The sequence below is a fragment of the Chromohalobacter sp. 48-RD10 genome (genome assembly GCF_029889785.1).
Lineage (GTDB): Bacteria > Pseudomonadota > Gammaproteobacteria > Pseudomonadales > Halomonadaceae > Chromohalobacter.
Window position 1 is genome coordinate 71,952 of the sequence record NZ_JARANX010000010.1, and the last position, 12,722, is coordinate 84,673.

At 57.4% G+C, this 12,722-nt stretch carries 13 protein-coding genes; 12 read left to right on the top strand and 1 reads right to left on the bottom strand.

The annotated features are described in order from the left end of the window. Window positions 1-64: 64 nt before the first annotated feature. The 12 genes from OP496_RS11775 (at window position 65) to OP496_RS11830 (ending at window position 11,340) form a co-directional block, all read left to right on the top strand. Window positions 65-532: a DUF2489 domain-containing protein gene (locus OP496_RS11775; protein WP_280563830.1), complete on the top strand. Its 468-nt coding sequence runs from the start codon at window positions 65-67 to the stop codon at window positions 530-532. Between the two features lie 25 nt (window positions 533-557). Further along, entirely contained in the window at window positions 558-1,709 is a 1,152-nt protein-coding gene (locus OP496_RS11780) for an amidohydrolase (protein ID WP_280563831.1), read from the top strand. A gap of 263 nt (window positions 1,710-1,972) precedes the next feature. Further along, window positions 1,973-2,854, top strand: a complete 882-nt coding sequence (locus tag OP496_RS11785; RefSeq protein ID WP_280563832.1) for an OmpA family protein — start codon at window positions 1,973-1,975, stop codon at window positions 2,852-2,854. Window positions 2,855-3,125: 271 nt separating this feature from the next. Further along, window positions 3,126-5,021: a threonine--tRNA ligase gene (thrS, locus tag OP496_RS11790; protein ID WP_280563833.1), complete on the top strand. Its 1,896-nt coding sequence runs from the start codon at window positions 3,126-3,128 to the stop codon at window positions 5,019-5,021. A gap of 37 nt (window positions 5,022-5,058) precedes the next feature. Next, a complete protein-coding gene (infC, locus tag OP496_RS11795; RefSeq protein WP_280563859.1) occupies window positions 5,059-5,598 on the top strand; it encodes a translation initiation factor IF-3 in 540 nt (179 codons plus the stop codon). Between the two features lie 82 nt (window positions 5,599-5,680). Further along, window positions 5,681-5,875 carry a 50S ribosomal protein L35 gene (gene rpmI, locus OP496_RS11800; protein WP_280563834.1) on the top strand — a complete coding sequence of 65 codons (195 nt, stop codon included), beginning with the start codon at window positions 5,681-5,683 and terminating at the stop codon, window positions 5,873-5,875. 52 nt (window positions 5,876-5,927) lie between these two features. Continuing rightward, on the top strand, window positions 5,928-6,281 hold the full coding sequence (gene rplT / locus OP496_RS11805) for a 50S ribosomal protein L20 (RefSeq protein ID WP_280563835.1): 354 nt from the start codon (window positions 5,928-5,930) through the stop codon (window positions 6,279-6,281). A gap of 293 nt (window positions 6,282-6,574) precedes the next feature. Continuing rightward, entirely contained in the window at window positions 6,575-7,594 is a 1,020-nt protein-coding gene (gene pheS / locus OP496_RS11810) for a phenylalanine--tRNA ligase subunit alpha (protein WP_280563836.1), read from the top strand. A 26-nt stretch (window positions 7,595-7,620) separates the two neighbouring features. Beyond that, window positions 7,621-10,002, top strand: a complete 2,382-nt coding sequence (pheT, locus tag OP496_RS11815) for a phenylalanine--tRNA ligase subunit beta (RefSeq protein ID WP_280563837.1) — start codon at window positions 7,621-7,623, stop codon at window positions 10,000-10,002. A gap of 28 nt (window positions 10,003-10,030) precedes the next feature. After that, window positions 10,031-10,339: an integration host factor subunit alpha gene (gene ihfA / locus OP496_RS11820; protein ID WP_280563838.1), complete on the top strand. Its 309-nt coding sequence runs from the start codon at window positions 10,031-10,033 to the stop codon at window positions 10,337-10,339. A gap of 162 nt (window positions 10,340-10,501) precedes the next feature. Continuing rightward, window positions 10,502-10,963 carry a flavodoxin domain-containing protein gene (locus OP496_RS11825; protein WP_280563839.1) on the top strand — a complete coding sequence of 154 codons (462 nt, stop codon included), beginning with the start codon at window positions 10,502-10,504 and terminating at the stop codon, window positions 10,961-10,963. 44 nt (window positions 10,964-11,007) lie between these two features. Next, window positions 11,008-11,340 carry a hypothetical protein gene (locus OP496_RS11830; protein WP_280563840.1) on the top strand — a complete coding sequence of 111 codons (333 nt, stop codon included), beginning with the start codon at window positions 11,008-11,010 and terminating at the stop codon, window positions 11,338-11,340. Between the two features lie 106 nt (window positions 11,341-11,446). On the opposite strand, the gene OP496_RS11835 is transcribed toward OP496_RS11830, so the two are convergent. Continuing rightward, window positions 11,447-12,580, bottom strand: a complete 1,134-nt coding sequence (locus OP496_RS11835) for an alkene reductase (protein WP_280563841.1) — start codon at window positions 12,578-12,580, stop codon at window positions 11,447-11,449. Window positions 12,581-12,722: the final 142 nt, after the last annotated feature.

Consider the following 12,722-nt stretch of genomic DNA (forward strand, 5'->3'; position numbering starts at 1 on the left):
GGCAAGCTCGGTAATGTCCGCGCTCTTTGCCGGTTAACTAACGTATTCGATTTGAGGTGCGAGCATGTCCGTAGTGGTGGGCTGGAGCTTGGTGGTGTTGGCGGTGCTCGTCGTCGCTGGTTTGGTGGGTTATGCATGGCGACTGTGGCGAGAAGTGCAGCGCCGTGAGACGGCACGGCGTGAGGAAATCGACCGCGCCCATCGCAATTGCCTCGAGAGTCTCGAGGCGATCGCGACGGCCATGTTGGGGGATCAGGTCGACCTGGTGGAGGGGGCGCTTCGCTGCAAGGTGCTGCTCGATATCATCGATCCCGCGTTGCTTGAACGCGGGGATTTCAAGGTCTTTGCCGAGATTTATCGGCGCACGGAGCATCTACACACGCATTCTTCGCGTCAGGACTTGTCGGCAAAACAGCGCTTTGCGGAGGATCGCGAGCGCATCGCGCTGCAGGAAGAACGCTATACGGCGCTCCATGAGGCGGCGCAACAGGTTCTGGCCTTCAAGCGTGAGTGGCCGACAGGCTTGCAGTGAACCAAGACGTAGAAGGGAGCAGGGCATGGGAAATCGATTTATGTCGCTTGACCCCACGGAGATTCGCCGGCGTTTGCACGCTGAGCCAGAGTTGTCGGGACAAGAAGTCGATACGGCGCGGCAGATCATCGAATGGCTTGAAGAGGCCGGAGCGACGCGCATCGTGACAGGCTTGGGAGGGCATGGCGTAGCGGGTGTTTTTGCCGCTGAGAGACCTGGGCCGCGGGTGATGTTTCGTGCCGAGCTCGACGCGCTTCCTATAGGTGAGACCGCAGAGGTGGCATGGCGATCGAAATGCGAGCACGTGGCGCATAGCTGCGGCCACGATGGTCATATGGCGACATTGCTCGGGCTCGCGCAGCGTTTGTCGAAAAATCCGCCTGAACGTGGCGAAACGGTACTGCTTTTCCAGCCCTCCGAAGAGACGGGGCGAGGCGCGCGGGGCGTCGTCGAGTCGTCACATTTCGAGGAGCTCGCCCCCGATCATGTCTTTGCGCTGCATAACTTGCCAGGTGAGCCGTTAGGTGAAGTGTCAGTACGAGCGGGGGCGTTCACGTGCGCCTCGCGAGGATTGATCATACGTCTCAATGGGTTATGTACGCATGCGGCTCATCCCGAGCAGGGACGTAATCCCGCTTTGGCAATGTGTCGGATTCTGCAGGGGTTGAAGCGCCTGCCGCAGCAATTGCCAGACGATCAAGGGCTGGTCATGGTGACGCTGATTCATGCGCGCCTCGGTGAAGTGGCCTTTGGCACGTCGCCGGGACAGGCCGAGGTGATGGCCACCTTGCGCACTGAAGACGATGCGATGATGCGTGCCCTGGCGGAAGCGGCCGTATCGCTGGCCCGGGTCGAGGCCGAAGAGGACGATCTAGGAATCGAAATCGATTGGTGCGATGTCTTTCAGGCGACCCACAATCATCCGCGTGCCGTCGAGGCGATACGTGAGGAAGCGAATGCCCTGGCGTTACCGCTGCGTGAGCTGTCCGCAGCGCATCGCTGGTCGGAGGACTTTGGGTGGCTCGCCGCGCAAGGTGAGGGGGCGTTATTGACCTTGGGTAGTGGCGAACAATGCCACCCTTTGCATCATCCCAGCTATGATTTTCCGGATGCCATGCTGACTCCCGGCATCGATTTGTTCGAACGCTTGGTCAGACGCTACCAGGGGCATGCGTGATGTTTATGCAAGGATGAGACATCAGGGTCTCATTCTTTCATTTGGGTTTGCATCAATTGCGATAATGCATAATGATGAAGGGGAATTCATCGGGAGAAGCGCTGGTGAAGGGTAAAGCACTGGCTAAACGAAAGTCTTTGTGCTTTCTTTTTGATGAGAAAAGGGCGAAAAGTCTTTCTCCCACCGGGAACCGCTTCTATACTCGGACCCCGCTGGGTAACGTCCCGTTACGACTAGCGCTGTGTTAAGAAGGAGTCTTACATATGAAAAAATCTACGACTGGCTTGCTGCTCGGTTCCGCGATGATGGTCGGTCTTTCAGGCTGTGCCACTTCGGGCTCTCAGTCCATGTCCCAATCCGATGATCAAGCATGGTACAAGTCACCCTTCGTCTGTGGCCTGGCCGGCGGCTTGATCGGCGGTGGCATTGGCTATGCATCGAGCAGTGATTCGGACGAAGATACCGGTGCTGCGCTTGGTGGCGTCGGCGGTGCAACGGCAGGTGCTTTGCTGTGCGCTGATTATTCCGACAAGGTGGTGGACAGCGATGGCGATGGTGTTCCCGATGAACGCGATCAGTGCCCCAACACGCCGGCTGGTGTTGCGGTAGATGCCCAGGGTTGCCCACTCGATAGCGATGGTGATGGCGTTCCGGACTACAAGGACGAATGCCCGGGAACACCGGCTGGTGTCGAAGTCAACGCTCAGGGTTGCCCGCTGGATAGCGACGGCGATGGCGTTCCGGACTACCAGGACCAGTGCCCCAATACACCGGCAGGTGAAGAAGTCAATGCGCTAGGCTGCCCGGCAGACTTGGTGCTGCATGATGTGAACTTCGAGTTCGACTCCGCCACGCTTACCAGCGATGCGGAAGGCATTCTCGATGGTGTTGCCGAGAAGCTGGCTGCCAACGAGACCGTCAACGTTCGCCTGGAAGGCTACACCGATTCCGTCGGTAGCGCTTCCTATAACAAGGATCTCTCTCAGCGTCGTGCCGACTCTGTTAAGGATTACTTGATTTCCAAAGGCGTGAATGGCGATAACATCACGACCATGGGTTATGGCGAGCAGGATCCGATCGCCACCAACGAGACGGCTGAAGGCCGCGCTGAAAACCGTCGCGTTGAAATGGGCGAGCAAGAGTAACGATTGCTCAGTTCATGATCGAAGAAAGGGGCGCCTTCGGGCGCCCCTTTTTATTTGTGCCGCAGGCACGACTGGACGGCATTTCGCGGGCTTGCTAGTGTGCACGGTTCATCGTTTCATGCGTTTGTGTTGCCTTTCATCTCAGTCGCGGGGCCGCAGGCGTATGATGCGCAAGGAGAAGTAGGCCGATACTTCTCTCATTGTTTTTCATCTTCATCGTTTCATGTGGTCCCTGGTATGGGCCACCACTGAATATAAGGGACGACCTCGCATGCCCATCGTGACCCTGCCTGATGGCAGTCAGAAAACGTTTGATTCATCCTTGACCGTCATGCAGCTCGCCGAATCCATCGGCACAGGTCTTGCCAAGGCCTGTGTGGCGGGAAAGATCGATGGCGTTGCCGTCGATGCATCCGACCTGATTGAGCGTGATGCCGAGGTCAGTATCCTGACGGCGCGCGACCATGAAGGGGTGGAAATTATCCGCCATTCCTGCGCTCATCTTCTGGGGCATGCCGTCAAGCAGCTTTATCCCGACGCTAAAATGGCGATTGGCCCGGTCGTGGATGATGGGTTTTATTACGATATCGATTTCGGACAGTCAATCTCGCCGGACGATCTCGAAGCGCTCGATAAGCGTATGAAGGCGCTTATCGAGCGTGAATACGATGTCGTACGTGAGTATGTGACGAAAGAGCAGGCCCTGGCGACTTTCGTTGAGCGTGATGAACCCTACAAGCAGGAAATCGTCGAAGGTATTGCCGATGGTGAGATCGTTCGTCTCTATCACCATGAAGAATACATCGATATGTGCCGTGGGCCGCATGTCCCGAATACGCGGCACTTGAAAGCCTTCAAGCTTACCAAGCTGGCGGGTGCCTATTGGCGAGGTGATGCCACCAAGCCGATGCTGACGCGCATCTACGGTACGGCCTGGCCAGACAAGAAGGCGCTGAAGACTTATCTCCAGCGCTTGGAGGAAGCCGAGAAGCGAGATCACCGTAAGTTGGCTCGCAAGCTCGACTTCTTTCATATGCAGGAAGAGGCGCCGGGCATGGTATTCTGGCATCCACGCGGCTGGACGCTCTGGCAGACCGTCGAGCAATACATGCGCAAGGTCTACAAAGACAGTGGGTATCAAGAGATTCGTTGTCCGCAGATCATGGATGTTTCGCTGTGGCAGAAGTCCGGCCATTGGGATAATTACGCCGACAACATGTTCTTCACCGAATCGGAAAAGCGCGAGTATGCGCTCAAGCCGATGAACTGCCCCGGGCATGTGCAAGTCTTCAATTCCGGCCTGCGCAGCTATCGTGAACTGCCGGTGCGTTATGGCGAGTTCGGTGGTTGCCATCGCAACGAGCCCTCGGGTGCCTTGCATGGCATCATGCGTGTCCGTGCCTTTACCCAGGACGACGGCCATGTGTTCTGCACCGAAGCGCAGGTCGAGTCTGAAGTGACAGCCTTCCATCGCCAGGCTTTGGAGGTCTATCGTGATTTTGGCTTCGATGAGATTGCCGTCAAGATTGCGTTACGTCCCGAGAAGCGTCTGGGAAGCGATGAGAACTGGGATCGCGCTGAAGAGGCATTGCGTACCGCTTTAGGGCGCTGTGACGTTCAGTGGGAAGAACTTCCCGGTGAAGGGGCTTTCTACGGACCTAAAATCGAATATCATATGCGTGATTGCCTGGGGCGCGAGTGGCAGGTTGGCACGATGCAGGTCGATTTCATGATGCCGACTCGTCTGGGGGCGCAGTATGTGGCCGAAGACGGGTCCCGTCAGGCGCCGGTCATGCTGCATCGCGCCATCGTGGGATCAATGGAGCGTTTCATTGGCATCCTCATCGAACACTACGCGGGGGCCATGCCGTTGTGGCTTTCGCCTCTGCAAATAGTGGTCCTGAATATCACGGATGCCCAGCGCGATCACGCCGAATCGGTGTCGCTGCATTTGCAGAAACTCGGTCTGCGTGTCAAGACAGACTTGAGGAATGAGAAGATCGGCTTTAAAATTCGCGAACATACGTTGCAGAAGGTCCCCTATCTCCTTGTGGTTGGGGATAAGGAAGTCGAAGCCGACTCGGTAGCTGTGCGTACGCGCAGCGGCGAAGACCTGGGCAGTATGACGGTGGACGCTTTCATCGATAAGGTGCAGGCCGAGCGGTAATAGCGACATCTTCCAAGGCAAAAGTGGAGACGGAACCATCAAGAGAAGCAACCCCAGAGGGCGCCCACAGGACAAGCGCCCACCAATGAACGAGCGGATTACCGAAGATCAAGTGCGCTTGATCGCCAGCGACGGTGACCAGCTTGGTATCGTGCCGACCAGCGATGCCTTGGAGCGTGCCGAAGCGGAGGGTATGGACCTCGTACAGATCTCCAATGCCGACCCGATCGTTTGCAAGATCATGGATTACGGCAAATTCCTCTTCGAGCAGAAGAAGCAAAAGGCTGCTCAGAAGAAGAAAACCAAGCAGATCCAGGTCAAGGAAGTAAAATTCCGGCCCGGTACTGACGAGGGCGATTATAAGGTGAAGTTGAAAAACCTGATTCGTTTCCTCGAAGCGGGCGACAAAGGTAAGGTCACGCTACGTTTTCGAGGTCGTGAAATGGCGCACCAGGACATCGGCCGCAAGCTGATGGAACGGATTGCGGCTGACCTCGAAGACATGGCGTCTGTCGAGTCCTTCCCCAAGATGGAAGGCCGTCAGATGATCATGATCCTGGCGCCCAAGAAGAAGTGATCCGTTGGCAGTTAAACGGGCAGTCGGTACTGCCGACTGCCGGCCCCGGGTTTTCTGAAGAAACCGAGAGGAGTTTTCCCTCATGCCGAAAATCAAGAGTAACAGTGGCGCTGCGAAGCGCTTCAAGAAGACTGCCCATGGCTTCAAGCACAAGCAGTCCTTCCGCAGTCATATCCTGACCAAGAAGTCGACCAAGCGTAAGCGTCAGCTGCGCGGTATGAAGCAGGTTCATGATGCCGACAAGCAACTGGTTCAACGCATGCTGCCGAACCTCTAAGTACTTGTATTCAAAAGTATAGGTTCTCGATTTTAAACGTCAGGAGTAAGCCATGACTCGTGTCAAGCGTGGTGTCGTCGCTCGTCGTCGGCACAAGAAGATTCTGAAGCAGGCCAAAGGTTATTACGGCGCTCGTTCGCGCGTATTTGGCGTTGCCAAACAGGCGGTTATCAAGGCAGGTCAGTACGCCTATCGTGACCGCCGTCAGCGCAAGCGTCAGTTCCGTGCGCTGTGGATCACGCGTATCAATGCGGCATCTCGTGCCAATGGTCTGTCCTATAGCCGCTTCATTGCCGGTCTGAAGAAGTCCGGCATCGAGATCGACCGTAAGGTGCTGGCCGATCTCGCCGTCCATGAAAAGTCTGCCTTTGCCGCGATCGTCGACAAGGCCAAGGCTGCTCAGTAATGGCCGGGTGAGACGTTCTTAATGAGTGTCTCATCATGCGCATGAAGCCGCAGGGGGAGAGCAGCCGCTCTTCCCCTGTTTTTTTGTCTGGGCCATCACGTCATATCGATGGCCTTTCATGGGCACTTAGGGAAATGCTGAATAAATAGACGAGCGGGATGAAGCGCGAGGCGCATGGAACACAGAACACGAGACATAACATGGGATTAGGCGAGTGTTCGAGTACCACGCAACGACGCGATTCGCTCGTGTAGGCATTTATGTAGCGTTTCCTTTGCATCGGAGCTAGACGGATGGACCATCTCCCACAACTGGTCGCCGAGGCTCGCGCCGCCATCGAGAGCGCGCAGGATGTCCAGGCGCTCGACGAGGTTCGAGTGCATTTTCTGGGCAAGAAGGGCGTGATTACTGCGCTTCTCAAAGGTCTTGGTCAACTGCCGCCGGAAGAGCGCCCTAAAGCGGGTGAGCGGATCAACGAGGCCAAGCAGGTATTATCGGACGAGCTCGAGGCGCGTAAGAAAACGCTTAAAGAGGCCGAGCTCGATGCGCGTCTGGCACGAGAGCGCATCGACGTGACCCTGCCTGGCCGTGGCGAGCCGACGGGCGGTTTGCACCCGGTGACGCGTACGCTTGAACGTATCGAATCACTATTTGCGCATATTGGGTTCGACGTGGCCGTGGGCCCTGAAATCGAAGACGATTATCATAATTTCGAAGCGCTCAATATTCCTGCGCATCATCCGGCACGGGGCATGGCCGACACCTTCTATTTTGATGCTTCGCGATTGTTGCGTACGCACACATCACCGGTTCAGGTGCGTACCATGAAGGAGCAGGCGCCGCCGATCCGCATCGTCTGTCCGGGGCGCGTGTATCGCAGCGACTCCGATCTCACGCATACACCGATGTTCCATCAGGTGGAAGGCTTGCTGGTCGATGAGGGGGTCAGCTTCGCTGATCTCAAGGGCACCATCGAGGACTTCCTCAAGGCCTTCTTCGAGCGTGAGACGCTTTCCGTACGCTTTCGGCCGTCCTATTTTCCGTTCACCGAGCCCTCCGCCGAGGTCGATATCCAATGCGTGATGTGCGGTGGTGAGGGCTGTCGCGTCTGTTCGCATAGTGGCTGGTTGGAAGTCATGGGCTGTGGCATGGTTCATCCCGAAGTCTTTGGGCATTCGGGGATCGATGCCGAGCGTTATACGGGGTTTGCTTTCGGCATGGGGGTCGAGCGCTTGACCATGTTGCGATATGGCGTCAATGACCTGCGGCTGTTTTTCGAGAACGACTTGCGCTTCTTGCGCCAGTTCGGCTGATCTGCGACTAGGACACAGGAAGAAACATGAGATTTTCCGAAACATGGTTGCGCGATTGGGTGTCGCCCGAACTTACGACGCAGGCGCTTGCTGACCGAATCACGATGGCGGGGCTGGAAGTTGACGCCATCGAGGCGGTGGCCGGCGATTTCGAGGGTGTCGTCGTCGCCGAGGTTGTCGCCAAGGAACCTCATCCCAGTGCTGACACGCTGAATGTCTGCCAAGTCCAGGATGGCGGTGATGAGGCGGTTCAAGTTGTGTGTGGCGCTCCCAACGTGGCGGTTGGGCAGAAAGTGCCTTTCGCCCGGGTGAACGCAACGCTTCCCGGCGATTTCAAGATCAAGAAAGCCAAGCTACGCGGTGTGGAATCGCGTGGCATGATTTGCTCCGCGTCTGAGCTCGGACTGGAAGAAGGCACCTCGGCGGGTATCCTGGTGTTGTCCGCTGAGGCGCCGCTTGGTACGTCCCTGCGCGATTGGCTGGCGCTTGATGATCATGCCATCGAGGTGGATTTGACGCCCAACCGTGGCGATTGCTTGAGTCTCAAGGGGATGGCGCGTGAAGTAGGTGTGTTGAGTCGTCTGCCGGTGCCGGCGCCGAATGCTGATATCGTTCCGGCGGCGCATCAAGCGACCTTTCCGGTACGTGTCGAGTCGCCAGTGAAGTGTCCACGTTATGCGGGACGCATCATTCGTGGTGTCGATGTTTCGGCGAGCACACCGCTCTGGATGACCGAGCGCCTGCGTCGAAGCGGCGTTCGTGCCATCGATCCGATCGTCGATGTCACCAATTACGTGATGCTCGAACTCGGGCAGCCGATGCATGCCTTCGACCTGGCGCGCTTGAATGACGCCATCGTGGTGCGCGAGGCGCAAGACGGGGAACGCTTGACGTTGCTCGATGGCCAGGAAGTTGCCCTGCACGAGGGCACGCTGGTGATCGCCGACGAAAAGCAACCGTTGGCGATTGCCGGGGTCATGGGCGGTGAGTCCTCCGGCGTCAATGCCTCGACGCAGGATATTTTCCTGGAGTCGGCGTTCTTTTCGCCGCTGGCGGTGGCGGGACAGGCGCGTTCTTATGGCCTGCATACCGATGCGTCGCACCGTTTCGAGCGCGGCGTCGATCCGCAATTGGCGCAGGTTGCCATCGAGCGTGCCACGCAGCTGCTGTTGAGCATCGTCGGGGGAGAAGCGGGCCCTGTGACCGATGTCATGAGCCCCGATCATTTACCTCTGGGTCATGAAGTGGTCTTGCGTCGCGAGCGTCTTGATCAATGCCTGGCTTTGACCATAGCCAGTGACGATGTCGTGGATATCCTGTCGCGCCTTGGTATGGGCGTCGGCGTCGCTGACTCGGGGTGGCGGGTGACGGTGCCTAGCTGGCGTTTCGATATCACGCTGGAGGAGGATCTCATCGAGGAGCTGGCGCGTATCCATGGCTATGACCAAGTCCCTGTGCGGCGTCCTTCCGCACGCCTGAAATTGAGTACCTCCAACGAGGCGCGCCAGCCACTGGCACGTCTGCGTCGCCACTTGGTGGCACGCGGTTATCAAGAAGCGATTACTTATAGCTTCGTCGCGCCTGAGCTGCAAGAGGCGCTGACCCCAGGGGCAATAGCACCGTATCTGGCCAATCCCATCTCGTCCGATATGTCGGTCATGCGGGCGAGTTTGCTACCTGGACTGGTCAAGTCGTTGAGCCACAACCTCAACCGCCAGCAACCACGTATCCGCCTGTTCGAAACGGGGCTCGTGTTTCGTGGCGAGCTAGACGCTCTCGAGCAGGTGGCGATGCTCGGAGGCATCGTCTGTGGGCCGAGACAACCAGAGGGATGGTCTTCTTCTCGCGACGGCGTCGACTTCTTCGATCTCAAGGGTGATCTGGAAAGTCTGATGGCATTGACTCAGCAGCCTGATGCATGGCGTTTCGAGACCGGTGAGCATCCAGGGCTTCATCCCGGTCAGACGGCCCTTATCATGTGTAACGGTCGTCATGTGGGCTGGGTCGGTGCCTTGCATCCTGGGGTGCGTACCCATTTGGGCATCAAGACCAATGCCTTTGTATTTGAACTGGAGTTGGAAGCGCTGACCCAAGGAAACCTGCCGTCCTTCGCACCGTTGTCGCGGCATCCGGACGTGCGTCGCGATCTAGCCTTGGTCGTGAGTGACGATGTGCCGGTCATGGCCTTGATGGATGTCATGCGCGAGCAGGCTGGGGAATGGCTGGTCGATATGCGACTTTTCGACGTCTATCAAGGTGAGGGGATTGAAAAAGGCCACAAGAGCCTTGCCTTGGGCTTGACCTGGCAGCATCCTTCGCGCACGCTGAATGACGATGAAATCAATCAGTTAGTCGATGCCATCGTCGGCGAGGCAAAAACACGCTTCGCGGCGGTCCTGAGGAGTTAATCCCATCAGCCGTTACGAGGATGAAAGCATGGGGGCGCTGACCAAAGCGGATTTGGCCGAACATCTGCACGCTGAGCTGGGTTTTTCCAAGCGCGAAGCAAAGTCGATGGTCGAATCTTTCTTCGAAGAAATTCGCAGCTGCCTACGCGAAAACGAGCAGGTCAAACTGTCCGGGTTCGGAAACTTCGATTTGCGTGACAAGCGTGAACGTCCGGGACGTAACCCCAAGACCGGCGAAGAAATTCCGATTTCGGCGCGTCGTGTGGTGACGTTTCGTCCTGGACAGAAGCTCAAGGCAAGGGTCGAGGATTTCGACGATGCGGACGTCATGCACTGACGCTGCAGCGTTCTGCCCATGCGATGACATAATCTCGGGTACCTCGAGCACTTCCGAGTACTCGGGATTGTGTCGTTCATCTTCATTCGAGGCGCTAACGACGTGCCATGCATATGCTAGCATGGCGCATACATTTTACCTTTGAATCGACGACTGAACTGCATGCCAAGCATCAAAATCTTCGTAGGCACCATGTACGGTGGCGCCTTGGACGTTGCCGAGCAGGTGACGCCGCTTTTCGAGCAAGTGGGCTATGAGGTGGCGATCTTAGAACAGCCCACCCTCGGTGATCTCGATCCCTTGCCCGATCTCGCCTTATTCTGCGTTTCCACGACCGGTAGCGGTGATTTCCCCGGCAATTTTGTGCCCTTCGCGCGTGATCTCCGTGAATCACCGCCTGCGCTGAACCAGTGCCGCTACGGGCTGATAGCCCTGGGAGATAGCTCCTATGGTGAGACGTTTTGCGGTGCGGGTCGGGCACTGGATGTCTTGCTGGAGGATCTCGGCGCCCAGCGTTTGGGCGAGCGTCTGGAAATCGATGCCATGGAGACTTTCATGGCCGATGATGCCGCCATCCCCTGGGTAGAATCATGGATCGACGAGCAAGGGTTGCAGGGCACGTGACGCGCGACACGACGACGTCACCCTCCGCTGCACGCGTGAGCGTCATGATCGGGCTTCTGCTCGTGACGTTGTGCTCTTGGCCGCGCTATCAACTGGGAGGCTATGATACCCATAGTGGTTTGTTGATCATGGTCGCTACAGGCTTGGCTATCGTCATCATTGCCTATTGGCGGCGTATGGCGGCAAAGCAGCGGCATCTGCTCCCAGCACGGCTCCAGTGGTTGGTCATGTCGTTCGTGGCGGGCGGTGTGATCATGGCCATCTGGCATTACGGCTTGGCGAGTACCCGCGTAGGGTGGGCGACCGTGCTGTCGCATGGTGCCACGGCGGGCTTGCTGCTTCACGCTATCTCGACAGGTTGGTGCGCTCGGCGGTGAGCCTTCTTTGTTCGCCGTGCAGAATCTTTAGCCGCACTCGATTTAAACGAAACCCCCGATCCATAGGATCGGGGGATTTCGTCTCTATAGCACTCTCTATCCCCTATCAGGATTTTTCGCGAATCATCTCTTCGCGCGCCAGGCGTGCCTGTTCCTCGGGATAGGTAGGGAAATCCACGTAGCCGCGCGCATCGCCGCCATAGAACGTATTGGCATCGAAGTCCGCCAAAGGCCAGCCATTTTGCATCCGCTCGACCAGGTCGGGGTTCGATGTGAAATAGCGGCCAAATACCGGAAGGTCTATGGTGCCTTCATTCACCAGTTTTTCGGCTTCTTCCTGGTCGAGATTGCCGGCGAGCAGCAGATTGCCCTGATAGACGTCACGGAACTGGCGCAGATAATCACGCGGCATCGGGGGCATGCCTTGACCGCCTTGGTCGTGCAGGTGCACGTAAGCAAGGCCGCGCTTGTTGAATTCGCGTGCGAGGTAGAGATAGGTCTCTCCGTTGTCATCGTACTCCGGCATGTCGAACAGCGTACCGAACGGTGACAGGCGAACCCCGACGCGTCGCGCGCCGATCATCTTGCTGACTTCATCGATGACCTCGAGCAGCAAGCGGCAGCGATTTTCGCGCGAGCCACCGTATTCGTCGTCACGATCATTGACCTCTGGGTTGAGAAATTGCTCGAAGAGGTAACCGTTGGCGCCATGAACTTCGACGCCATCGAAGCCGACATCGCGGGAATTGACCGCCGCCTGGGCGAAGTCATGCACGATATCGTGTACTTCATGGGTATCGAGACGGCGCGGTTGACTGGCCTTGAGCATATCCGGCTGGCCATCGTCGTTGTAGCCAAAGGCCATGCCGCCTTGCTTGTCGCTAGGGCCGACAGGTGACGCGCCGGCAATCTGTACCGTGGTATGGGAAACGCGTCCCACGTGCCAGATCTGGGCAAAGAAGATACCGCCGCGCTCGTGTACGGCGCGCGTGGCCTTGGCCCAACCGGCCAGTTGGTCAGGGCCAAAAATCCCTGGATTGTAGAGATAACCCTGGCCCTGCCGCGAAATGGGTGTGCCTTCGGAGATGATCAGCCCGGCACTGGCACGTTGGCGATAATAGAGGGCCCCCATCTCGGTTGGGATATCCTCAGGCGCACGTGAACGCGTCATGGGCGCCATCACGATGCGATTGTTCAAGCGTGTACCATTGAGATCGAAGGAGTCGAAGAGTGAAACCATGCGATGCTCTCCTTGCAGGCAGGCGGTAAATAGAAACGAAGACGCGAGCCTTAGATCGGGCTCGCGTATGTTTGAGATTCTAAAATACTGTTAGCATTTTAACAATTGCATGAGGCGATCAAGGCCATAAGCACTGGTTATC